This window comes from Pseudomonas sp. ADPe, from assembly GCF_014843515.1.
Classification (GTDB): Bacteria; Pseudomonadota; Gammaproteobacteria; order Pseudomonadales; family Pseudomonadaceae; genus Pseudomonas; species Pseudomonas citronellolis.
On sequence record NZ_CP062122.1, the window covers coordinates 6011569 to 6033516 of the forward strand.

Genomic DNA, 21948 nt, shown 5'->3' on the forward strand with positions numbered 1-21948 from the left:
TGGACCCGGTGGGTTGAAAATTGAAAATGCGTCAGACAACGCTGACCTTGGCGATGTCAGCATTGCGCTGGACGACGGGAAATAAATCGAGGGACATGGCCTCGTAGGCGCATGTCCCTCATGGGGAGTGAACGAAGACGCGGTGGTGTGCCGGAGACCGGCTCACCAGCCGTTGTAGTTCACGAGCAGGTCGGCGAGGACTTTGCGGCGTTGCAGGTCGAGACCGTCGAAGTCCGACAGCCCGTGGAAGTGGCAGCGCTTGAGCATGGCACCACCCTCGCGCGCGTTGTAGAAGCTGACCATGGCGGACAGGAACATGCGTTCGCCGCTGCTCAGGACGCCGAGGGCATCGTTGAGCCGCAGCATGTTGGGACGCAGATCCCACTTGCTCTTGGCCTGGTTCAGACCTTCGCGGGTGCCGTCGCCGAACCACTCGGGGCCAGCAATCTCGACGCCGCGCTTCCAGGCCTCGAAGAAGGCTTGGGGCGCGGCAGCGAAATGCTGCTCTTCCCGCATGATCTGATCGACGACTTCCCGGGGCAGTAGCTGGTTCATGACGTGATTCCTCCAGTTGGATCAGGGAATGGCGAGCTGGGACCAGCCGCCTCTTTCGAGGGCACGTTGAGCCGCGGCATAGCTGCGGAAGTACTCGCGGGATTCCCGCGAAACGGGACCTTCGGTATCGCGCGTGCCGATGTAGTGGCCGGCGGCGCTTTGCAGGACTTCGAGCGGCAGGAACTTGCCGCAGTAGGTCGAGGCCAATTGCCCGAAGGTTTGGCCGAAAGAGGCTTGCTGGGACATGGACGGGCTCCTTGGAAAAGCGGGGCCTCGTCCCTCACGGGATGGCAGCTCCCGCACGCGGTTGATAAAAAGCATCAGCGTCACGAGGACGCGCGTCCGCGGAATTGATGCGATGCGGACTGGTGGGCAACGCGGGAGAGACCCGCGGCAGCCTGGAACCCTGGCTGCTGGCATGTGCTGACCGGAATCAGCGAACATGCGGGCAGCTTCGTGCGCGGGCCGCGTCGCGTCAGTTGGAAAACGGCATCCGGTCCAGCCCCGATTGATGGGCACGGGGAAAAGAAAAAGCCCCGCATGAGTGCAGGGCTGTCAGGAGGGTGCGATGGTGCTGGGTCAGTCGGCCTTGTCGCCCAGCACATGCTGCTTCCACAGGTCGAATGCTTGCTCGGGCGCAAGCTCGGCGAGGATGACGATGGGCTGGGCCTGCCGGGCGCGCAGCGAAGCGAAGTACGCTTTGCGGTCGGCGATGGCCTTGAGCTTGATGCCCTTGATGAACAGCAGTTTGCCGTCCTTGATGAAAAGCACCTTGTTGGCGATGTCGCGGCTGAACGCGGCTCGCACCTTGCGTTCCGCGTGCATGGCATCGGCCAGTTCATCGACCAGGAAGTCGAGCGTCATGTCGATGTAGTGAGGGTCTTCGCCCTCCTGGCCGAGGTGGAGCGGCGCAGGCGGCAGGCCCTTGGCGAAGGCTTCGGCCTGCGCCAGCAGCGCCACCTTTCCGCTGAGCGCACGCAGGAACGTCGAGCCGCCGTGGCCGTCGTTGCGGGCCTCGGCGATGGGAGTGCCGTCGAACACGACGGTGGCGCTGAAGCACATCGTTTCCTCGCTGGCGAAATCTGCCACCTTGAGGTTCTTCAGCGTGATGCGGTCTTGCTTGGTGATGTTGTCCATGGGAAGTCCTGAAATCGACCGGGTGGCGACATGCCCCTGACGGGACGTGGCGGCCATCCCGTGGGTTGGAGAAAAGAGGCATCGATGCCCCGGTGGGCAGCGTTCGCCGGTGAGATGCCGAGGCGAACTGGCGGGTGGCGCGGGGGGAACCCACGGCAGCCTTGACACCCTGGCTGCGGGCTACTGCCGATACGTCGGCAATGCAGGAGGGAGAATGGCGCGGCCCGCAGGCTGCGTCGCCGATCAATCCGAAGCGGTCGAGCCCGTCTTGTGCAGGCACTGCACCAGGCGCTGGCCCAGCCATGCCATGCACGGGACGGCCATGGAGTTGCCGATTGCTTTGTAGCGCGGCGCATCCGCGGCGGGCTTGCCGCGGTAGGGGATCAGCGTGTAGTCATCGGGCATGCCTTGCAGCCGCTCGCACTCCGTCGGCATCAGCCGCCGCACACGCCAGTGCGACCAGTCGCCGGGGCCAGGGTCGTTCCAGTCGTAGCGGAAATGCGCCTCGAAGTCGGGGGCCAGCACATGAGGCTTGTCCGCGCCGCCGCCGCTGGTGCGCAGTGCGGCCGCTACGCTGCGGCCCAGCTCGGCGGCAAGACCCTGCTCGCGGCCGCGCAGAGACACGCAGGCCACCATCGGCACCCCGTAGCCCGGCTTGCCGTTGGATAGCACGGTGCAAGCCACCTGGCCATGGCCCGACTCGAAGCGCACTTCACCGCGGTTGTTCTGCGCGAACGCGATGGCGGGTACGACCCCGGCGTTCGCATGGCTGTTGCGATGGCCGCCAGCGCGCAGCGTCGGCGTTAGGTCGAGCGTGGCATCCCCGCCGCTGCCCTGGGCGGTGAAGGCGATGATCGGAACACCCTTGCCGGTGCCGTCCTCGCTGCTGCCCTTGCCGTTGTTGGCGCTGTCGAGCGTGTGCGCGATGCTGCCGGCGATCGACTGCACCATGAACGTCTCGGTACGGATGTCGTGCTTGGGGCCAGCGGCCATCAGGCATGCCGCCACATCGACGGGGCCAATGCCGCCGCTGAATCCGAACGTCGTCGTGACCTTGCCGTAGGGTTGCTTCAGTCCTGCGAATCCTGCAAGTCCTGCGCATGCGCCTGCTGCTTCAGCACCCGGTCCAGCATCGCGGGCAGCTTCTTGCCACGGCGCGCTGCCCGCACAAGAATCCCCGAGCAGGCCTGCGCGCTCAAAAAGTACTTCTGCGGGATCGAGGTCATCTCCACCACTTGCCACAAGAAACACGCGCTTGCGGCGTTGGGCGACACCGAAATATTGAGCGTCGAGCACGCGCCAGGCGATGCGGCGACGGGGTCCAGACACACAACCAGCGTGCGCCCACCGATCCCCTGGCGGCTGGAGCGCACGGCTTTCTCCGGCCAGTGCCCCCAGGAAATGCCCGAAGGCATTGCTGCGGTCGTTGAGCACGCCGGGGACGTTTTCCCAGACGAGCGTGGCCGCCGGGCGGCGGTCTTGTTGGCGGGTTTGGTCGATGGCATTGGCAAGCTCCACATAGGCAAGGGAAAGGGCTCCGCGCGGGTCATCCAGCCCGCGACGGCTACCTGCAACGCTGAACGACTGGCACGGCGTGCCGCCGACCAGGATGTCGGGCGTCGGCACGGTGCCGGCGCGCACCTGGCAGGCGATCGCGGTCATGTCGCCCAGGTTGGGCACGCGGGGGTAACGGTGGGCGAGCACGGCGCTCGGGAACGGCTCGATCTCGGCGAACCACACGGCTTCGAGGCCGAGGGGTTGCCAGGCGAGGCTCACGGCCTCGATGCCGCTGCACACGCTGCCGTACAGCAGTGGCGCGGCCTGGGGCGCACCGCGTGGGGTGCGAGGTTGCGGGTTCATGGCGGTCTCCTGTTCGTGTGGCCCTGGACCGTGTGGCCTGGCCGGACGTTGATTGGCAGGAGAAAGGCGCCGAAGGCCTTGCGGCCTTCGGCTCGGGAGGACGGAACCACCCGTGGGCTGTTGCAGGCCGGTCGTCGCTAGAACCGTCTGCTGTCAGCAATCGCACCCGGCGCATATCGTGGTTGGCGCCGGCATCTTCTGGCGCACATCCGCGCACAAAAGGAGCCCAGTTTTTCGCCGTTGGGCACGGCATCGAATACCGCTGACCACGAAGGGTCTCCGGGTGGCTCGCAGCTTGGCAAGCCATCGGGGGGCCCTTCGCAGAGGCGGAAAAATGCAGATCAGCAGAACGTGCCGGTAAACGCCGGACACGGTTCGCGGAGAAGCTACCTTCAGGCCCCGCGGCCGGGGGCGGCCGAGCGGGACGCGCACACGGACAAGAGAAGGCGTTGCGCGCTGGGCGTCCCGCAGGGCGTGCGGGACATGGGCCACGCCGCCGATGGCGGGCACGGCTCTCGGGGAGCGGGGTCGGTCAGGAGCCCTTGCGGCCGCTACTGCGCGGGCGCGAGGCTCCGCGCTTGGACGTGCCGGATTCGACCGGCAGCGTGCCTTTGCAGTCGGGGTAGCGACTGCACGACCAGAAGGGGCCGGTCTTGCCGGTGCGCTGGCGCGTGGGTGCGCCGCACTGCGGGCAAGCGGGTCCCTGGGGAACCTTGATGGACAGCGAGGTGCTGCCGTACTGCGCGATCAGTTGCGAAATCCATGCGGCCTGCTTGCCGATAAACACGTCCAGGGTGAGCTGTCCGGCCTCGATCATGTCGAGCGCCTGCTCCCACACGGCGGTGGTTCCGGGGTCGGCAATCGCCGCGGGTACGGCATCGATCAAGGTGAACGCCGCATCCGATGCGCGAATGGAGCGCCCCTTCTTCACGATGTAGCCGCGGGTGATCAGCCCGCTGATGATGTTGGCCCGTGTCGCCTCGGTGCCGATGCCGACCGTATCCTTGAGCTTCTGCTTCAGGCGCGGGTCTGTCACCAGCTTGGCGACCCCCTTCATGGATTTGACCAGTTCGCCCTGCGTGTACGGCTTGGGCGGCATCGTCTTGAGCGCTTTGATCTCGGCCTCGGCCACCTGGCACGCCATGCCCTGGCGCAGCGGGGGGAGTACCTGGCTGCGCGCGGCGGCGTCGCCGTCCTCGTCCGCTTCCGGCTCGGCCAGCACCAGACGCCAGCCTTGGGCGACCACCTGCTTTCCGGTGGCCACCAGCTTCTGCTGGCCGCAGGAAAACTCGGCGACCGTGCGGTCGAACTCGTGGTGACGGAGGAACTGCGCGAGGTAGTGCGCCCGGATGAGCCGGTACACGGCCAGTTCCTTCTCGCTCATCGAAGAGAGGTTCGCGGGTTCGAGCGTCGGAATGATGCCGTGGTGCGCCGTCACCTTGCCGTCGTTCCAGGCGCGCGAGCGCTGCGAGCGGTCGAGCTGGCCCATGATCGGGCGCAGCGAGGGATCGGTCTTGAGCAAGCTGTCCAGGACAGTCGGCACTTCCGCGAACATGCTTTCAGGCAGGTAGCCGGAATCCGAACGCGGGTATGTGGTGGCCTTGTGCGTCTCGTACAGGGCCTGGGCGATCTCCAGGGTCTCCTGCACGTCCAGCCCAAGCTGCTTGGAACAGACTTCCTGCAAGGTGCCCAGGTCGAACAGCAGCGGCGGGCCTTCGCGCACGCGCTCGGTCTCGACCGACACCACCTGGGCAGCATCCGCAGCGCGGATCTGCTGCGCGGCCTGCTGGGCGATGGGCTGCTGCAGGCAGCGGCCGGCGTCGTCGGTGCAGCCATCGGGCGGAACCCACTGCGCGCTGAAAGCCTGGCCGCCTGCGGACAGGGACACGTCGATGGCCCAGAACGGCACCGACTTGAAGGCCGCGATCTCACGGTCGCGGTCCACGACGAGCTTCAGGGTCGGCGTCTGAACGCGACCGACGGACAGCACGCCGTCGTAGCCGGCCTGCCGGCCCAGCACGGTGAACAACCGGCTGAGGTTCATGCCCACGAGCCAGTCTGCGCGCGAGCGCGCCAGTGCCGAGTAGTACATCGGCAGCGTGTCGGCCGAGGGCCGCAGCTTGCCGAGCGCGGTGCGGATCGACGCATCGTTGAGCGCCGACAGCCATAGCCGCTCGATGGGGCCGCGGTAGCCGCACAGGTCGATGATCTCGCGGGCGATCAGCTCGCCCTCGCGGTCGGCATCGGTGGCGATGACCAGATGGGTCGCCTTCGCCAGAAGCGCTTTGACGACCTTGAACTGCGTGGCGGTCTTCGGTTTGACCTCGACCCGCCACTGCTGGGGAATGATGGGCAACTGCTCCAGGGACCAGCGTTTGAGCGCCGCGTCATAGACCTCGGGGGCTGCCGCCTCTACGAGATGGCCGATGCACCAGGTGACGGTGATGCCGGAGCCGCTGAGACAGCCTTCACCGCGCTGCGTCGCGCCGAGAATCCGGCCAATGTCTTTGCCCTGGGAGGGCTTCTCGCACAAGAACAGCCGCATGTCCGTCCATCCGATTTCCGTGGTTCATTGAGTTGCTGGAATCGAGGATGCCGAGCAGCACCAGGGACAGCAGCAAACAAGCCGCATGCGGTGGCGACCACTTTCACGGGATGGAATGGCGGGACGGGAGTGGTGTGCGGTCGGGGGTGTGCGGGCCGGGAGCCGCGATTTTCGGGAGCGCGTGGAAGCCGGTGGACGTTGATGGAGCTATCCCCTGGGGATAGCTCGCGAGGGCATGGGGGGCGACGGACAACTGCCGCCGCCCCATGCCTGTCACTTCCTGCGCTTCGGCTCCTTCGGCGCGGTCGGTTCCTGGGTGGCCGGAGGTTTCGGCTGCGCGTCCTGCGCGGTCTCCTGTTGCCTGGGACTGAGGGTCACGGACTCGATGCGGAACGGCAGGATGCCGACGTTGCGCGCGTTGATCTGCCAGGTCTCGCGCGGCTGATCCTCGTTGTCCGTCCAAGGTTCGCGCTCCATCCGGCCGACGACCAGCACGCGCATGCCCTTCTGGTATAGGTCCTTCCAGTGCGCGGCGTCGCGGTGCCAGATTTCCACCGGCGCCCAGAAGCCGCCGCGATCCTCGAAGGTGCCATCCTTCCTGGGAATGGGGTTGTCGAAATAGACGTTCAGGCGCAAAAGGCGGCTGGGCTCGTCGTTGCCGTTAAGGAACTCCCGGTACTCGGGGGGCGAACCGATGTTGCCCTCGCCAGAAAAATGCGTGCTCATGTTGCAATCTCCGTGGTGGTTGAAATACCCGTACCTGGTCGGCGACGGGCGCTGGCGTGCTCTGCGCGATCACCGATCACGCATGGCGGGTGGCGTGGACTTGAGCCGGCGCAGGTAGGCGTCTTCCGCCTCGCCAGCCTTGCTGGCGCACTCCTGGGCCTGCCTGCCCAAGGTGTGCAACAGGCTGATCTGCATGTTCAGCGTGATGCGCTGAAGCTCGATCGCGTGCAGGTCGGCCAGCAGGTTGACCGGCGTGCTGGTGCTCGCCATCAGCTCCTGCCACAGGGCCACGCCCATGGCTGACCTGTCGTGCTTGCGCCAGCGCAGAAACACCCTGCCTGCGCCAGTGGTCTGCTGGGCCAACTCGATGGGCAGCAGGTGGAAGGGATGCCCGACCGCCTGTGGCAGCACCTGTCGCTGCGCCAAGCCAATCAACTCGTCGCGCATGGCGAAGCACTGGCTGGCCCAGGCCTCCAAGTCCCCTTTACCTTTAAAGGGCTTCAAAAGGCCTTTTAGAGAGCCTGCGTGTTCCAGCCGCATGAAGGCGGTCTGTTGCAACGGGCGGAAGTAGCGGGTGTCGCGGTTCGGGTCGCTCATGCCTGCGCGTCCTCGCCCGAGCTGGTCTCGGGTGTCTCGGTGGTGGTGGCCTCCTCGCTGGGCGATGCGGTTGCGGCAGGACCGTCACCGCGCTGCTGCAGGCCACGGCGCACGATCGGCGGCGCGAACTTCGAGCGGCGCGTGCCTTCCAGCACGTCCTGCGGCAGTTCACCGAATTTCTCCAGCGCCGCCCGCGCTGCGGCATTCTTCGCGGCGAAGTCGTCGCGCGTGCAGCCCGAGTAGCGGTACTGCTGAGCCAGACTGAAAAGACTGCGCAGCGCATGGGCGCCTTCGTTGAGCCAGCGTTCGAGCGTCGAGCGATCGATCAGCGCGGTGTGGTGCGCGAGGATGAGTTTGCGGGCGATGTCGTCGTAGTCGGCCAGCAGATACACGGCAGCAAAGCCGAGCTGCGCATTGACGAACAGCGGCAGCTTGACCGGCTGGACGTTGAGGTTCTCGCCCAGGGTGAGTGCCGGCGGCACGCTCGCCAGGGCCCGGTCCACCTGCTCGCGCAGCGATTGCAGCGTGGTCTTCGTCTGGTCGAGCTTGTCCTCGATGCGCAGCATCCAGAAGTCGCTGTACGGGTCGTCCTGCTCCGAGCCGCGCCGCATCTTGTTCATCTGGGCGATGTAGCCATTCAGGCCGACGATGCCCGGTCGCCCCTCGGCGGCGGCGCGGCCATGCCAGATGCGCGAGGCGTGGTGCGTGTGCAGCGTCAGCGACATCGCGCTGCGCAGGGAGCCGAGATTCAGTTGCAGGGGTTCGTTGGTGGTTGCCATGGTGTCCGCTCGTTGTTGGAAAAGAGCGGACAGCTTCGGCAGGTGGCGGAAGGCAGTCAGTCAACAAACCGAAACCCGCCAGTCCCCGGTTCAGGGCGCGGCGGGTGCATGCGTCGCGAGCTATCCCCAGGGGATAGCTCCATGGAGCGCCAAGGAACGCTGCACGTCCGGATCAAGCTCGGACAAGCACGATCCAGCCGCAGGCGATCGAGGCGTGGCGCGCAGCGGTTCGACGTCGTAGCTGTCAGTGGAACTATCCCCAGGGGATAGTTCCATGGAGCGCCAAGGAACGCTGCGCGCCCGGATCAAGCGTGGACAAGGCCGATGCCACCGCAGGCGATCGGGGCTTGGCGTGCAGCGGTTCTACTGGAAGCCACTGAAATCCACTTCACCGCCTTGCAGGCCCGCTCACTTGCTGGCGAGCAGGTTGCGCAACCGCTCGATGTGCTGCTTAGCGACTTCTGGCGGCACTGGCTTGCCCTGCGGCCGGGATGGTGGCGGTGCTGGTGGTGGCCGCTCTTTCGGCGGAGCGGGTGCCGATGGCGCGTCTTTCTTGGCCCAGGCGTTGAACTCGCCATGGATGGCCCGCTGGATGATGCCGAACAGATACCCTGCAGGATTGCGGACGCCATGGTTGCTGCATCGTGCGGCCCATTCGTCCAGCACCGCCTGCCTCAGCGCAGCATCGACCTGCTGTAGTGCCACTCGCGCACCTGTCTGCTGCTCTGCCTTCAGTTCCGCGAAGCGTTTGGGCCATTGCAGGTCGCCCAGCGCGCGCGCCTGCGCCTGTGCCTGCGCGGTAGTACGTACTTCATTAATACGACTACTACGTACTGTACGGGCCTGCTTCGGATTCCGAAGAGAGGCGTCTGGCGCGGGTTTCGGCCCTGCTTCGGATTCCGAAGTGGGGTCATCGGGATTCCGAAGAAGGCTCGTCGGCCCTTCTTCGGAATCGTGAGTGACATCCTCTTGTGGATAACTTTCGGTCGCCGTGAGGCCCTGGCTGGCGAGTCGTTCGGCCAGGACCTGCAGCCGTGACGGCAGCGTGCGGCCGGACAGCAGCGGGTCTTCCGCGATTTCCTTGAGCGTGTTCAGGCCGACCATCTGGACGGCCTTGGCCGAGTGGCCGACGGACTGGCTGACCAGCGCCAGGTAATCGGCGTCGAGCTGCATCGCTTCAAAGGGCGTCAGCGGCTCGTCGTGCAGGACATAGAGGTTGCCGAGGATGCGGCCGGTCTTGGGGTCGCGGCGGCGCCGCACCAGGCTCAACCATCGGGTGAGGCGCAGAAGCGTCAGGGCTCGCGCCACGGTTTCGTGCGAGGCTTGCCCGGCGCAGGGCATCGACGCCAGCCAGGGCCGAAGCTGTTCATACGTCGGGAACGCCGTCACGCCATCGTCGTTGAGCATCAGCCGGAAGACCTGCCAGGCGTTGCGCTCCAACGGCGTCAGGCGGCGGTCAAGGAAAAGCCGCCGCGGTACGGTCTCGTGCCGATTGCCGCTGAACAGGAAGGCATCGCCAGACGCCGGGGTCGTGGGCATCGCGACAGGCGTGGGTGTGGGCGGGGGCGCGTCGGCGTTGGACCTGGGCGCAAGGTCTTTCAGCGCAGCATCGAACAGGTCTGCGAGTGCGATGGGGCCAAGACGTGGTGCGGTGTCGTCCACGGCCATGGTCAACCCAATCCTTGATCGACCCAGCTCTTGATCGAAGCCCAGACCACCGACAGAGGAAGCGACATGCCTTCGGCCAAGTCCATGGCGGCATCGAGGATGGAGGTCTCGTCTTCGAGATCGACGTTCCTGCTGCCGGTCATGGCCTTCCATTGCTGCCACAGCTCCGTGTCCTGCTTCTCGTCCAGCACGGGATGGCGGCCCTTGCGCTTGGGCAGGCCGAGGATTTCGCGGCGAAGCGCCACCTCCTGGTGGGTCAGGCCGTAGAAGCGGCTCACCATCTCGGTGCTCGCGCCCAGTCTGAGCATGCGATCGACCGTGGCGATCTCCTTCTCCACGTCCTGCGCCTGCCTGAGCAGACGCCGGAGCACTTCGCGGTTGACCGTCACCGAGCACCACGAGACGTTGGCGTTGGCCAGCACGCTGATCAGCGCGGGATGCTTGAGGGCGTCCAGCTCTTCCTCGCCAAACCCCATCAGCTTGCAGCGGCGCAGTTGCCCATTGCGCAGGTCATAGAGGGCCTGGGCGATGACGGCCTGGTTGAGTGGGTGTGGTGCGGACATGTCGGTCTCCCTCTGTCACGTTCCAGAGTCCGCAGCGCCGGCGTCCAGGTCGAGCAGACGGCGGGCCAGCCGCAGCAGCCGGAACAGCTTGACCAGTGCGGTGTCGCTCAGTCGCCGGGTTGCGTCGCCGTGTCCGTGCAGCAGTTCCGACAAGTCGATGACGAATTGCCCGTTATCCAGGCCGACGTCGGCGGGCTGCTGACCGGTCAGGCATGCCAGCAGCGCCAGGACGGCACGGCCCAGCGGCCCCGGGTCTTGGGCGTGGGCACGGCAGGCGAACCCGATGCCGTCTGGACGGTCATCGATGCACTCGTCCAGGTCGGCCTCGCCCGCGATCTCGCGGGCGAACTGCGCGACGTGGATGCGCAGGCGCTCGGGCGTGTCCAGGCTCGCGTCGATGTACCAGACATCAGAGATCGGATAGAGCCCGCCGGCCTGCACGGGGATGGACTGCAAGACGTTCGCCGGGAAGTCGGGCGGCAGCGCATCGCCTAACTGGTCGGCGACCAAGCGCTGGATGGACTGGAGCCGTTCGGTCGTTGGCGCCGGTGAGACGATGTGCTTCTGAAGCAAGTAGTCGTCCGCTGTCGGACTGGCCGTGCCCGCCTCGTTGGCATCTGCGTCGCACTCGCGCGTTGAGGTGGGAGACACAGGGCCTGCAGGCTGCGCTGCCGGTGCAGGCCCTGTGGTGGGCGGCGAGGCGTTGGCAGGTGGGCGCGCGATAACCCCAGGCTCCGGCAAGGCGGGCGGTGTCGAGGATGGCGTCGGATCGCTGACCAGAGCGCGCTGGCGGCTCTCGGATTCGGTCATGTCCAGCGCGAGCACGTCGTAATCGACGCCCAGCAGCTCGGCCATCTGACCGATCAGCTCGTCCTGTACGCGCTGCGCGGAGAACTCGTCGGCCTGCACATCAAACTGCGACAAGACTTCCTGGAAGAACTCGTCGAAGTCCTGGACCAACGTGCGGCCATTGGCGTAGCGCTCCCACGCGAGCAGGCAGGCCTTGCGCATGACCGACAGGCGTTCGACCTGGTGGCGGCCGAGGCCGCAATAGAGCACGGCGGGGATCGCCGGCAGGAGGTAGCGCACCGCGTCGTTCATGCGGCTGATGTGCGACTGCTGGACCGGAAAGCCGTCGGCGGCCAGGCGTCGGGCCAGTTCGGACTGGCTCAAGGCGGCGCCGCTTTCCTGCTCGTAGAACTCGCGCGCCTTCTCGACGCCGAGGGCGCGCTCGATGAAGGTGAGGCCGCCGCGCAGTTCGTTCTCGGCCAGGTGCCCGGTCAGCATGACGACTTCGCCGCGGCTGGGCCACGGCCGGAACAGGCACGATATGCGGAAAAACTGCTCGTCCTTGGTCTCCGACCACAGTTCGCGCAGGATCGCCAGCCGCGTGTTGCCGCCGTTGCGGATGATGTAGTGGTCCTCGCCAGGCCGTCGGGTGATGGCCGGTGCCGCATCCAAGCCGCGCTCGCGGATGGATACCTTGATTTCCTCATAGGCTGGATTGCGCTTCTTGCGCGGGTCATGGTCGTAGGGGCGTAATTGGTCCAGGGTCACGACCATGGGTGTGTCGGCGATCGGGTCGCTCAAGGCCGACGCGGTCGGGCCGCTGCGCTCGAACCCGGCCGCGAGCAGCTTGCCGGCCATCTGCTGGGAGGTCATTTCAGCCATGGCGGCCTCCCTGCGCTGGGGACCGGGCCTCGCGCTCGGCGCGGCGGATCTGCGCACGGACGTTGAGAGCCGCCCGGTGGTCGCTGGCCGTCGAACTGGTGTAGATCGCGGCGCAGCCTGCCTTGGTGAATTTGAGGTGGCCGCCCGGCGTGCGCTTGACGTGCCAGCCTTCACCGACAGCGAACTCGATCAGGGCGCGCAGCCGCTTGTGGCCTCGGGCCAGTTCATGTGCGTTCGCCATGGGGCCTCCCGGTATCAAGAGGGACTGGAGAACGGCCGGACACCGCGGCAAATCGGTTTTGCCACTGCGGGAATAGCTCGCCGGCGAGGCCGCGCATGGTGTCGAGCGCGGCGGGGGCGACTCTGCCCGGTGGCTGGCGGTATTCGACCCGATGCACTGGCAGGCCGCGCGTCGCGGCGCGCGGATAGGCTTCGATGGCCGGCACGTCGGTGGTCAGCACGCGGATGCCGGCGTGGTCCTGGAACAGGTCGCGCAAGGCCTGCTGGATCAGCCGGGCGTTCGCCGACACGGGGTGGACGCGGTTGATGAGCAGGTGCAGCGGTGGCGGCTCGATGCCGAGGTGCCGGTACGGTGCGATGTCTTCGAGCAACTGCATGGTGCCGCGCCGCAGCTCGCGCGCCGCGAGGATTTCCGGGGTCACGGGCGACAGCGCAACGTCGGAGGCGAGCACCGCCATCTCCAGCAGCACCGAGCGCGCGCCCTGGGTGTCGATCAGCACCAGGTCATAGAGGGGAGCCAGGACCGGCAGCAGGTGCCGTAGCCGCAGGCGCCCATCCGGCGCGTGCAGCAGCAAGGTGTTCAACTCGCCCCGGTGGTCGTTGGACAGCACCAAGTCCAGGCCCGAAATGATTGTGCGGGACACGAGCTGGCCGAGGTCGCGCTCGTTGAAGGCCAGCAGCTCATAGATGCCACCAGGCGCACGGTGTCCCAGTTCGTAGTAGGACGACAAGGTGGGCTGCACGTCGAGATCGAGCAGCAGCACGCGCAGCCCCGCGTCGGCGACGAGCCCGCCCAGGTTCGCGGCCGTGGTGGTCTTGCCGACGCCACCTTTCGTTGAAATGATGGATACAACCTGCATGGCGTTCTCCGTGTGAGGATGGAAAGTCCGCGGGAGAACGGGTCAGGCCCGGTTGTTGACGCGCTCGGCGATCCACTGATCGATTTCGATGGAATCCCAGCCGACGGCGCGCACGCCCAGACGCAGCGCCTGCGGGAACTGGCGCTTCTTCATCAGGTTGTAGATGTGGGCACGCTTGAAGCCGGACTTCGCTTCGACTTCTTCCAGGCGCAGGATGCGGCGCTCGTTGGGTGGCAGTACAGGTGTTTGCGACATGGCGGTCACTCCTGAACGCTCAGTGGCGTTTGTTGGCGTGACCTCTATTCAATAGACCTGGCTGCGGAAAGACATTGCAAATGCAATCTCCGCGACTGCACATACAAGCTGGCAATCCTCAGAGCGTGGCGCTATGCAGCCGGCGTCTGGCTGTGGCGAACTTGCCGTTCAACGTCCGCTCGGCGATCCCCATGACGCCGTGGTGATGGGCGACCAGTGCGCTGACCACGGCCTCCTGCGTCTTGAAGCTGGAGTACGGCGCGCCCGAAGGCGACTGGCCGAGCATCAGTTCCAGCATGCCCCCGATGATGTTCAGGTAGGTGGCCTCGGCCCGATCGCTGATCGGGCACTGCGCGCAGGCGGGAATCACCGAGGACTGCTTGAGCAGCGCGTCGTGCTTGTCCTGCAGCTCGCGAAGTTGGCGCTTGGACTGCTCCAAGGCGGATTTCAAGGCAAGCTGTTCAACCAGCATGGCTTGCCCTGTCTCCAGCGAGATAAAGGGATGGGTGATGCGCTCGCTGCGGGAGAAGAGAAAGCCTGGTCGCTGTTCGGGGTAGTGCTGGCGCATCCACCGCTTCAGATCGATATGGCGGATGGTGAGATCGAGAGAGTCGATCAATTCGGTATCGTACGTCGTGATGCCGTCCCGCCCGAAGGGCAGCTCCCCATTGAGGATGCCGTCATAGATGCGCTCGGTGTGTAGCCGCAGTTCGCCCCAGCGCGGGCAGTCCAGCGAAAGTGGCAGGTTTCGGGGCGACGAAATCGAAGCCAGGATCACCTGTTCGTACCGCAGCAGCCCGGCCCAGCGAATGGACGCTTCGATCGGGCGGTAGAACACCTTTGATGTGGGTGCATCATTCTTGTTCTCGTGCATGCTCCGTCTCCTTCCAGGAGAAGAACTACATGGCCGACTCCTTTGTGGTCGTACTTATGCTCGGGCTTGGTGTTGGCAGGCAGCGAGTCCCGAAGCAGCTCCGCCACCGGGCTTGAGTGGATCATCGTTTCATTCGACCAGTAGCCGTCGTATGCTCAATAAGTCCGGCACAAAAGCATAGAAGTGGTGGAACTGCCAGCCAGTGGCGAGGCTCAAGACTGAAGCGTTATAGGTTGTTGCGCTTTGAGCAAATCCTGTTTGGTATCGTCTGATACAGAGAGGGTTTCACACGTGCCCCCGGGGACCTTCAATCGACAAGGACCCAATGGGTATGGGTAGTTTTCGCGGCCTTCCCTGCATTCTGGGAATCCTGATATACCGACATGGCATTGGCGTCGGGCAAGCGGTTCGGTCGCGCTCCCACACATCAAGGAGACTCAGATGGAAACGCATTCCAAGAACGAGCACAGTCAAACGCATGCCGGGATGGGCCCGTACGCGAAGTTCTGGGTGAACATGATCCTGGGGCTCGTCGTCATGTACGTCGTGATGTTCACCATGATCGACGGCATCGGGGACTTCAGGAACAACCTCAACATGCTCTACATGGCAGTCACGATGTGGGCACCTATGGGCATCTTCATGCTCGCGACCATGCCAGGCATGTTTCCGAATCGAAGACTGAATCTTGCGCTCTACGCAGTTTTTGCTGTGCTGACGTTGGGCTCTCTTATGGCTACACGGGAACAGGCGGCGATAAACGACCGACAGTTCGTGGCCTCCATGATTCCTCACCATTCGGGGGCCATCCTTATGTGTCGCAAAGCGAAGCTTTCGGACCCCGAGCTTGTTGCCCTGTGTCAATCAATTTCAAGTGGCCAGCGGCAAGAGATCGAGCAGATGAATCGTATTGCGGCGCGTCTTCACTAAGTTGTGGATGGCGATCGCCAGAATCGTTTGCTTGTAGCGCAGCAGCCCAGCTACAGCAGACCGATGCTTCAATGGGAGGGGAAGTTCGCGACATCCGAACTGCATCGGCAGAGGAAGCATCGGGCTCCTCCTCGCGATGACGGATGTGGGGGCAGAGAGGGGCGGGGTGTGGCCAGTCAGTTCGAGACTGCGGTGGACTGAGTGCGCCAAGTGCTGGGTTGATGCGCTGAGTGTTGATCTATGGACGTCCTTGGAATTCTTTGGACGATCTTGTTGCCGAGGACCAAAAACAAGGCTACAATTGAGGTCTTCGCTGGCCACCTCAGCGAAGAAAGTGTTCGGGAAACAACGACTTACGCGCCTAGTGCATGTCTCGTTTCCCGCTCCAAATATCGATCTGCAGATGTCCACTGGCATTTGCAAGTCACTGAAAAAAGGGCCGAAAGGCCCTTTTTTCGTTCTGGCGAAAACCACTGGAATCCACCCCCAGCCAGGACTTTCAAGTCCATTTTCAAGTACAGGCTTTTCGGGGGAGGGCGCTTTCCGGATTCTTGCTGGAGGAGCGTGGTCGGCGAGACAAGCATCGGGTCCTGACTCTCTTTCAGGAGCCAGGTCATGGCACTCAAAGACATCGTCGTCCGGCAAGCCCGGGCTACCGGCAAGGACTACACCCTTCCTGATTTCGACGGCCTGTCCCTGGCCGTGTCCGCCAAGGGCAACAGGTCCTGGCATTTCCGCTACTACTGGGCTGCCAAGCAGCAGCGCATGTCCTTCGGAACCTATCCGGAGGTCAGCCTTCTCGAGGCGCGTGCGTTGCGCGACGAGGCGCGCGCGTTGCTGGCGAAAGGCATCAATCCCAAGATCGATCGCAAGCAGAAGTTCCGGGCTGTGTGCCTGGCTGCGGAAAACAGCTTCGAGTCGGTGTATCGGCAGTGGCTTGGCCACCGCGAACTGGAGCTCAAGGAGGGGCGGCAGAGTACGCTTTCGCAGATTCGGCGCATCTTCGGCAAGGACGTGCTCCCCACCCTGGGCTCGGTATCCATCTACAACGTCCGTCGTCCCGACTTGCTGGATGTGCTGAATCGGATCGAGCAGCGCAGGGCATTATTACCGGAGCTTTCGAGCAGCGCTCGCTAAGTACCAGGATCGCAATGGAGGTTCCCAGGGCCGAACTGGCGATTGCTATTGAATCCTGGTGGTCAGGCCACCTCGGCTACGCCCCAACGCATGATCTGGCGGCTCTTCCGGCCCCCTTTTCCCGGCGCCTGAAGAGGCTCGGGTTGCACGCACTGCGCTGGAGTCGATCATCCAGGTGTCCAGATCAATCCGACCTTCCTGATTCGACCGGACATGCAATCGCTCAAGTACTCGGTCAAACGTGCCCTCGTCTCGCCAATCACGGAACCGTTGATACATCGTCGACCAGGGGCCGAAGCGTAGCTACCAGCCAAGCGCAATGAGCGTGTAGCCGAAAGCTGCCTGAACAAGATGCTCGAGCGTCATGCTCGACCGATGATCGTGCGAGTAGAGCTTCCCAGCGGGTTTACATACAAACCGCAGCCACTGCGCCACGACGCCCGCAGGCCCCCGCATCTGGCCTGCAGCACGGTGCAATGTGCGAATTCTGCCGGCAATCGTCCTTTTCCTTATAGGCCGCGTAGCCCTGGCCGCCTCAGAATCGATTCCGGTCAGGATTTCGTGAGCGGGGCGGGTCGCTCGGCCCGTCGATGGACTCCAATCGAAAGTCAGCCGTTACATCAGGGCTTGGCCCGGGAATGCCTGGTTTGCGCCAAGCGAATGCGGCCGGCGCTGTGGCTTGTGAAGTTGTTCCCCAAGTGCTCTTTCGGAAACTAGAAGAGGGTGGTCGTAAATGAAAACAACAAAACAAATGACCCTGGATTTTGCACAAGGAGCCGGTGCCGCAGGTAAGGGGGCGCACGCGATGAAAGCGCTGCTGTCCTGCACGCCGCTATTGTTGGGCCTGGCCGGGTTCGCGCCGCTTGCCCAGGCGGCGGAGTGCGGCACGGTGACGATCGCGAGCATGAACTGGGCCTCCGCCGAGCTGCTCGCCGAGGTGGACAAGTTCATTCTGCAGAACGGTTATGGCTGCGATGCCAGCATCGTGCTGGGCGATACCGTGCCGACCCTGACCTCGATGGCGGAGAAGGGCAAGCCGGACGTGGCGCCCGAATCCTGGACCAGCCTGCGGCCGCCCATCACGCAGAAGAACATCCAGGAAGGGAAGCTGCTGATCGCCGGCAAGGCCTTCACCGAAGGCGGCGTACAGGGCATCTACATTCCCAGGTTCATCGTCGATGCCCATCCCGACATCAAGACCATCGCCGATGCCTTGAAGCACCCCGAACTCTTCCCCGACCCGGAAGACCCGTCGAAAGGCGCCTGGTCCGCGGGGCAGCAGGGCTGGGGCGGCACCGTCATCGCCAGCCAGTACTACAAGGCCTACAAGGCCAGGGACGCCGGCTTCAACCTGGTGGACACCGGCTCGGCGGCCGGCCACGACGGCTCTCTCATCCATGCCTACGAGCGCAAGAAGGGCTGGATCGGCTACTACTGGGAACCCACTTCGCTGCTTGGCAAATATGAAATGGTGCGACTGTCCTCGGGCGTTCCCTACGACGAGGCCGAGTGGAACCGTTGCAACAAAGTGGAGAAGTGCCCGGACCCGAAACCCAACGAATGGCCGGCCGATGAGGTCAACACCATCGTGACCAGGACATTCGCGGAGCACGCCGGCCCCGCCTACAAGTACCTCTCGACCCGCTCCTGGCCCAATGCGCTGGTCAACCGGATGCTGGCCTGGATGGCGGACAACCAGGCCACCGGTGAAGACGGCGCCAAGGCGTTCCTGAAGAGGAACCCGGATGTCTGGGTGAAGTGGGTCGACGCTGACGCTGCCGAGAAGATCAAGTCAGCTCTGTAATGCGCAGCATGGCGCGGTGCGTACCATTGCGCTGCGCCCTCTCGGCCGGGAGAAAACAAGAATGAGCCCGGCATATCGGAAAAGGGCAATCACATGAGCTGGTTTCAGGATTTTCCCCAGATGGACGATGACTCCCTGCGCAGCCTCAAGCAGGTCATCGACGAGGGCTTCCGTTCGTTCACCCGTGGCCATGGCGATAGCATCGAGAACTTCTTCGCCCCCCTGCAGAAGTTCCTGCTGCTGTCCGAGCGTTTCATGACGCAGACGCCCTGGCCGATCATCGTTCTCATCGTCCTGGCCATCGCCTGGGTCGCCAGCCGCAGCCTGAAGGTGGTGCTGGGCGCGCTCGTGACCCTGCTGGCGATCGGTTACTTCGGCATGTGGGACGACTCCATGCGCACGGTATCGATGATCTTCGTCTGCACCGTGCTGTCGATCGCCATGGGCTTGCCGATCGGCATCCTGATGGCGCGCTCGGAACGCCTCCAGCGCCTGGTCAACCCGGTGCTCGACGTGATGCAGACCATGCCCAGCTTCGTCTACCTGATCCCCGTGGTCATGCTGCTGGGCATCGGCCGGGTGCCGGGGCTGATAGCGGTGGTCATCTATGCCATCCCGCCGATGATCCGCATGACCAACCTGGGCATCCGCCTGGTGGACAAGGACGTGCTCGAGGCGGCCGACGCCTTCGGTTCTTCCAGCTGGCAGAAGCTGCGGAACGTCCAACTGCCCCTGGCGCTGCCGACCATCATGGCCGGCATCAACCAGACGATCATGATGGCCCTGGCCATGGTGGTCATCGCCTCGATGATCGGCGTGCAGGGCCTCGGCCAGCCGGTACTGAAGGCGATCGCCAACCAGTACTTCACCCTCGGCATCTTCAACGGCCTGGCGATCGTCGGCATCGCCATCATCTTCGACCGGATCAGCCAGGCCTACGGGCAGCGGCTGCAGAAACACCTGGAGGTGGTCCATGGCTGAGCGGCAGTTCGACGGCATCAGCATCCGCAATCTCTACAAGATCTTCGGCCCGGACGCGGCGGCCCACGTCGAGGCGGTGAAGCAGGGCATGGGCAAGACCGAGCTGATGGAGCGTTTCGGCCACGTCCTGGGCCTGAAGGACATCAACCTGGACATGCCGGCGGGCTGCATCCAGGTGATCATGGGGCTGTCCGGCTCGGGCAAGTCCACGCTGATCCGCCACATCAACCGGCTGATCGACCCGACCGCGGGCGAGGTGCTGGTCAACGGCGTGGACGTGGTCAAGATGAGCCAGGCCGAGCTGCGCGGGTTCCGCCGCCAGCAGACCGCGATGGTGTTCCAGAAATTCGCGCTGCTGCCCCACCGCAACGTGATCGAGAACACCGTCTACGGCCTGGACATCCAGAAGTTGCCCCGCGCCCGGAGCCTGGACATCGCCATGCGCTGGATCGAGCGGGTGGGGCTCAAGGGCTTCGAGAAGAAGTACCCCAACCAGTTGTCCGGCGGCATGCAGCAGCGCGTGGGCCTGGCCCGCGCGCTGGCCAACGACGCGCCCGTGCTGCTGATGGACGAGGCCTATTCGGCGCTCGACCCGCTGATCCGCATGGACATGCAAAGCGTGCTGCTGGACCTGCAGAAGGAGATCAGGAAGACCATAGTATTCATCACTCACGACCTCGACGAGGCCCTGCGCCTGGGCGACCAGATCGCCATCCTGCGTGACGGCCAGGTCATCCAGCAGGGCAGCAGCCAGGACATCGTCCTGCGCCCCGCGGATGACTACGTGGCGAACTTCGTCAAGGAGGTCAACCGGGGCCGGGTGCTGCACGTCGAGGCGGTGATGACGCCGGCGCGCGCGGGCGCCGCTGCGAGCGGGATGACCATCCCCGCCGGCACCACGGTGGAGGAGGCGGTGCGCACGCTGGCGCTGGCGCCGGACGGCGACGTCACGGTGGTCTCGCCGGGCGGGAAGCCGCTGGGCACCGTGACCTTCCGCCGGCTGGCGGAGGCCATGGTCAATGCGCGGGAGCTGCCGAACCCGCGCAGCCAGGGGGTGGCGGCGGTGCGCTGAGTCTGCTCGGGAGCTCGAGTCCCTTTGCGCCCGTAATGCTGTTCATCCAAGCGCTGCCCTGGTTCAGCGAAGGTGTTCCAATCCTGGCTCCGCCCCTCACCCCAACCCTCTCCCAAAGGGAGAGGGGGCCGTTCGGAGTGGACGGTGAATGCTGAGTCATCCTGATCACGGTTATCCGCCGTTAGCCGTGCCACCAGGGTGACCGGCGTGGCCGGTGAGTCCAATCGCGGACAGAGTCCGCTCCTACGCCCGCCGGCAAACCACCCCGTAGGATGGCGTTGAGCGAAGCGATACCCATCACCCCGACCGCATGGGTTTCGCCAAGGCTCAACCCATCCTACGAAGAGCGCCTCGGCGCAGCCGGCAAGACAGTTGCTCCTACACCTTCCGGCAAATATGACGCCGCGTAGGATGGTGTTGAGCGAAGCGATACCCATCACCCCGACCGCATGGGTTTCGCCAAGGCTCAACCCATCCTACGAAGAGCGCCTCGGCGCAGTCGGCAAGACAGTTGCTCCTACACCTTCCGGCAAATATGACGCCGCGTAGGATGGTGTTGAGCGAAGCGATACCCATCACCATGACCGCATGGGTTTCGCAAGCTCAACCCATCCTACGAAGAGCGCCTCGGCGCAGCCGGCAAGACAGTTGCTCCTACGCCCGTGCTTCCTGGAACCGAGCGGACTCCGCCCTATGCACCCAGGCCCTTCGCCCGAGCTTTCAGCCGGCCCAGGGCGTACTGGCAGACGACCAGGTCCAGGTGGGCGCCGCCGGCGTTCTTGTACAGCGTGCGCTCCGTGGCGGCGCGGGCGAAGGGGTTGCGCTGGCACAGGTCGTAGAGATCGCCCTCGATCTGCCCGGGCTGGATGACGCCGGCCTGCAGCGGCCCCAGGATGTCGCCCGCGCAGGCCGCGCTGCCCCGGTCGTCGACGAAGATACGCGCGTTGGCCACCGCCTGGTCGTCCGCCTCGCGCATGTCCGCGCGGTAGCCGCCGACGAGGTCGAGGTGGGTGCCGGGGCGCACCAGCTCGCCGCGGATCAGCGGGGTGGGGGCGCTGGTGGCGGAGGCGATGATGTCGGCGCGGGCCACGGCCGGGTCGAGGTCGTCGACGATCCGCGCGTTCACGCCCCTGGCCTGGAGTTCGGCGCAGGTCGCCATGAGCTTCGCGGGCGTGCGGTTCCACAGCAGCACCTCGCGGAGGGATGGGCGGATGTGCAGGTAGGCGTCCGCCAGGGCCTGGGCGATGGGCCCGGCGCCCATGACCAGCAGCACGGCGCTGTCCTCGCGGCTCAGCTTGCGGGCGGCCAGCGCCGAATCCGCGGCGGTTTTCCAGCGGGTGATCTCGGGGCCGTCGAGGATGGCGGCGATGGCCTTGCTGGCCTCGTCGATGACGATGAAGGCCGCCTGCTCGGTCGGCACCGGCGGCGTCGCGGCGTTGCCGGCGGGGTAGATGGAGCAGACCTTCACCCCGGCGCCGTAGCCGGGCAGCACCACGCCGCGGCTGAACAGTCCGTATTCGGCGTCGCCGATGAAGTAGCTGTCGCCGGCGGGGCGCGCGCCCAGGTGCGCCTGCTGCAGCGCCTGCAGCACGCCTTCCCAGTCCAGCAGCGCGCGGATCTGCGCGGCGTCGATCATTTGCATTCTTCCATCCTCCTGGATGCCTGGCTGAAAAACGCCGAGGGCGCCTTCGGCT

20 protein-coding genes and 2 pseudogenes are annotated in these 21948 nt (G+C 65.0%); 5 read left to right on the plus strand and 17 right to left on the minus strand.

The features are described 5' to 3' along the window. Positions 1–162: 162 nt before the first annotated feature. From IG194_RS27235 to IG194_RS27305, 15 genes are all read right to left on the minus strand, one after another. Positions 163–555 carry a hypothetical protein gene (locus IG194_RS27235; RefSeq protein ID WP_058489326.1) on the minus strand — a complete coding sequence of 131 codons (393 nt, stop codon included), beginning with the start codon at positions 553–555 and terminating at the stop codon, positions 163–165. A gap of 21 nt (positions 556–576) precedes the next feature. Continuing rightward, the gene (locus IG194_RS27240) at positions 577–801 is read right to left on the minus strand and encodes a hypothetical protein (protein WP_058489327.1); all 225 of its coding nucleotides are present in this window, start codon (positions 799–801) and stop codon (positions 577–579) included. Positions 802–1134: 333 nt separating this feature from the next. Continuing rightward, the gene (locus IG194_RS27245; RefSeq protein WP_058489328.1) at positions 1135–1692 is read right to left on the minus strand and encodes a hypothetical protein; all 558 of its coding nucleotides are present in this window, start codon (positions 1690–1692) and stop codon (positions 1135–1137) included. A 243-nt stretch (positions 1693–1935) separates the two neighbouring features. Next, entirely contained in the window at positions 1936–3552 is a 1617-nt protein-coding gene (locus tag IG194_RS27250; protein WP_058489329.1) for a DNA cytosine methyltransferase, read from the minus strand. A gap of 532 nt (positions 3553–4084) precedes the next feature. After that, positions 4085–6097, minus strand: coding sequence for a DNA topoisomerase III (locus tag IG194_RS27255; protein WP_058489330.1), 2013 nt, complete (start codon positions 6095–6097; stop codon positions 4085–4087). 273 nt (positions 6098–6370) lie between these two features. Continuing rightward, the gene (locus tag IG194_RS27260; RefSeq protein WP_058489331.1) at positions 6371–6823 is read right to left on the minus strand and encodes a single-stranded DNA-binding protein; all 453 of its coding nucleotides are present in this window, start codon (positions 6821–6823) and stop codon (positions 6371–6373) included. A 69-nt stretch (positions 6824–6892) separates the two neighbouring features. Next, positions 6893–7420 carry a DUF3158 family protein gene (locus IG194_RS27265; RefSeq protein WP_058489332.1) on the minus strand — a complete coding sequence of 176 codons (528 nt, stop codon included), beginning with the start codon at positions 7418–7420 and terminating at the stop codon, positions 6893–6895. Next, positions 7417–8199, minus strand: a complete 783-nt coding sequence (locus tag IG194_RS27270) for a PFL_4669 family integrating conjugative element protein (protein WP_058489333.1) — start codon at positions 8197–8199, stop codon at positions 7417–7419. The genes IG194_RS27265 and IG194_RS27270 overlap by 4 nt, the downstream gene beginning before the upstream one ends. A gap of 408 nt (positions 8200–8607) precedes the next feature. Then, positions 8608–9867 (minus strand): STY4528 family pathogenicity island replication protein, encoded by a 1260-nt coding sequence (locus IG194_RS27275; protein WP_058489334.1) that lies wholly within the window; start codon positions 9865–9867, stop codon positions 8608–8610. Between the two features lie 2 nt (positions 9868–9869). Beyond that, a complete protein-coding gene (locus tag IG194_RS27280) occupies positions 9870–10430 on the minus strand; it encodes a DUF2857 domain-containing protein (protein ID WP_058489335.1) in 561 nt (186 codons plus the stop codon). Positions 10431–10445: 15 nt separating this feature from the next. After that, on the minus strand, positions 10446–12101 hold the full coding sequence (locus tag IG194_RS27285; RefSeq protein ID WP_058489336.1) for a ParB family protein: 1656 nt from the start codon (positions 12099–12101) through the stop codon (positions 10446–10448). After that, positions 12094–12342, minus strand: coding sequence for a hypothetical protein (locus IG194_RS27290; RefSeq protein WP_058489337.1), 249 nt, complete (start codon positions 12340–12342; stop codon positions 12094–12096). Before IG194_RS27290 ends, IG194_RS27285 begins: the two co-directional genes overlap by 8 nt. Then, positions 12326–13201: a ParA family protein gene (locus tag IG194_RS27295; RefSeq protein ID WP_058489338.1), complete on the minus strand. Its 876-nt coding sequence runs from the start codon at positions 13199–13201 to the stop codon at positions 12326–12328. Before IG194_RS27295 ends, IG194_RS27290 begins: the two co-directional genes overlap by 17 nt. A gap of 42 nt (positions 13202–13243) precedes the next feature. Continuing rightward, a complete protein-coding gene (locus IG194_RS27300; protein WP_011347600.1) occupies positions 13244–13456 on the minus strand; it encodes an AlpA family transcriptional regulator in 213 nt (70 codons plus the stop codon). A gap of 118 nt (positions 13457–13574) precedes the next feature. Further along, positions 13575–14330 (minus strand): hypothetical protein, encoded by a 756-nt coding sequence (locus tag IG194_RS27305; RefSeq protein ID WP_058489339.1) that lies wholly within the window; start codon positions 14328–14330, stop codon positions 13575–13577. Positions 14331–14771: 441 nt separating this feature from the next. Between IG194_RS27305 and IG194_RS27310 the strand changes: the two genes are divergently transcribed. After that, entirely contained in the window at positions 14772–15260 is a 489-nt protein-coding gene (locus tag IG194_RS27310; protein WP_225617136.1) for a DUF305 domain-containing protein, read from the plus strand. A gap of 615 nt (positions 15261–15875) precedes the next feature. Continuing rightward, positions 15876–16367: pseudogene (locus tag IG194_RS27315) on the plus strand (tyrosine-type recombinase/integrase); the annotation flags it as partial. Between the two features lie 81 nt (positions 16368–16448). On the opposite strand, the pseudogene IG194_RS27320 reads toward IG194_RS27315, so the two are convergent. Continuing rightward, positions 16449–16697: pseudogene (locus IG194_RS27320) on the minus strand (IS5/IS1182 family transposase); the annotation flags it as partial. Between the two features lie 433 nt (positions 16698–17130). On the opposite strand from IG194_RS27320, the gene IG194_RS27325 reads away from it, so the two are divergent. The 3 genes from IG194_RS27325 (at position 17131) to IG194_RS27335 (ending at position 20254) form a co-directional block, all read left to right on the plus strand. Then, positions 17131–18201 (plus strand): ABC transporter substrate-binding protein, encoded by a 1071-nt coding sequence (locus IG194_RS27325; RefSeq protein ID WP_197674176.1) that lies wholly within the window; start codon positions 17131–17133, stop codon positions 18199–18201. Between the two features lie 120 nt (positions 18202–18321). Next, entirely contained in the window at positions 18322–19182 is an 861-nt protein-coding gene (locus tag IG194_RS27330; RefSeq protein ID WP_197674175.1) for an ABC transporter permease, read from the plus strand. Continuing rightward, positions 19175–20254 (plus strand): quaternary amine ABC transporter ATP-binding protein, encoded by a 1080-nt coding sequence (locus IG194_RS27335; protein WP_058072393.1) that lies wholly within the window; start codon positions 19175–19177, stop codon positions 20252–20254. The genes IG194_RS27330 and IG194_RS27335 overlap by 8 nt, the downstream gene beginning before the upstream one ends. Before the next feature lie 691 nt (positions 20255–20945). On the opposite strand, the gene IG194_RS27340 is transcribed toward IG194_RS27335, so the two are convergent. Then, a complete protein-coding gene (locus tag IG194_RS27340; RefSeq protein WP_058489342.1) occupies positions 20946–21896 on the minus strand; it encodes an ornithine cyclodeaminase family protein in 951 nt (316 codons plus the stop codon). Between the last annotated feature and the right edge of the window lie 52 nt (positions 21897–21948).

Excerpts from the sequence above, each read along its gene's own strand:
- IG194_RS27235 (WP_058489326.1), bottom strand. The coding sequence starts at position 555 with ATGAACCAGCTACTGCCCCGGGAAGTCGTCGATCAGATCATGCGGGAA.
- IG194_RS27240 (WP_058489327.1), bottom strand. The coding sequence starts at position 801 with ATGTCCCAGCAAGCCTCTTTCGGCCAAACCTTCGGGCAATTGGCCTCG.
- IG194_RS27245 (WP_058489328.1), bottom strand. The coding sequence starts at position 1,692 with ATGGACAACATCACCAAGCAAGACCGCATCACGCTGAAGAACCTCAAG.
- IG194_RS27250 (WP_058489329.1), bottom strand. The coding sequence starts at position 3,552 with ATGAACCCGCAACCTCGCACCCCACGCGGTGCGCCCCAGGCCGCGCCA.
- IG194_RS27255 (WP_058489330.1), bottom strand. The coding sequence starts at position 6,097 with ATGCGGCTGTTCTTGTGCGAGAAGCCCTCCCAGGGCAAAGACATTGGC.
- IG194_RS27260 (WP_058489331.1), bottom strand. The coding sequence starts at position 6,823 with ATGAGCACGCATTTTTCTGGCGAGGGCAACATCGGTTCGCCCCCCGAG.
- IG194_RS27265 (WP_058489332.1), bottom strand. The coding sequence starts at position 7,420 with ATGAGCGACCCGAACCGCGACACCCGCTACTTCCGCCCGTTGCAACAG.
- IG194_RS27270 (WP_058489333.1), bottom strand. The coding sequence starts at position 8,199 with ATGGCAACCACCAACGAACCCCTGCAACTGAATCTCGGCTCCCTGCGC.
- IG194_RS27275 (WP_058489334.1), bottom strand. The coding sequence starts at position 9,867 with ATGGCCGTGGACGACACCGCACCACGTCTTGGCCCCATCGCACTCGCA.
- IG194_RS27280 (WP_058489335.1), bottom strand. The coding sequence starts at position 10,430 with ATGTCCGCACCACACCCACTCAACCAGGCCGTCATCGCCCAGGCCCTC.
- IG194_RS27285 (WP_058489336.1), bottom strand. The coding sequence starts at position 12,101 with ATGGCTGAAATGACCTCCCAGCAGATGGCCGGCAAGCTGCTCGCGGCC.
- IG194_RS27290 (WP_058489337.1), bottom strand. The coding sequence starts at position 12,342 with ATGGCGAACGCACATGAACTGGCCCGAGGCCACAAGCGGCTGCGCGCC.
- IG194_RS27295 (WP_058489338.1), bottom strand. The coding sequence starts at position 13,201 with ATGCAGGTTGTATCCATCATTTCAACGAAAGGTGGCGTCGGCAAGACC.
- IG194_RS27300 (WP_011347600.1), bottom strand. The coding sequence starts at position 13,456 with ATGTCGCAAACACCTGTACTGCCACCCAACGAGCGCCGCATCCTGCGC.
- IG194_RS27305 (WP_058489339.1), bottom strand. The coding sequence starts at position 14,330 with ATGCACGAGAACAAGAATGATGCACCCACATCAAAGGTGTTCTACCGC.
- IG194_RS27310 (WP_225617136.1), top strand. The coding sequence starts at position 14,772 with ATGGAAACGCATTCCAAGAACGAGCACAGTCAAACGCATGCCGGGATG.
- IG194_RS27325 (WP_197674176.1), top strand. The coding sequence starts at position 17,131 with ATGAAAACAACAAAACAAATGACCCTGGATTTTGCACAAGGAGCCGGT.
- IG194_RS27330 (WP_197674175.1), top strand. The coding sequence starts at position 18,322 with ATGGACGATGACTCCCTGCGCAGCCTCAAGCAGGTCATCGACGAGGGC.
- IG194_RS27335 (WP_058072393.1), top strand. The coding sequence starts at position 19,175 with ATGGCTGAGCGGCAGTTCGACGGCATCAGCATCCGCAATCTCTACAAG.
- IG194_RS27340 (WP_058489342.1), bottom strand. The coding sequence starts at position 21,896 with ATGCAAATGATCGACGCCGCGCAGATCCGCGCGCTGCTGGACTGGGAA.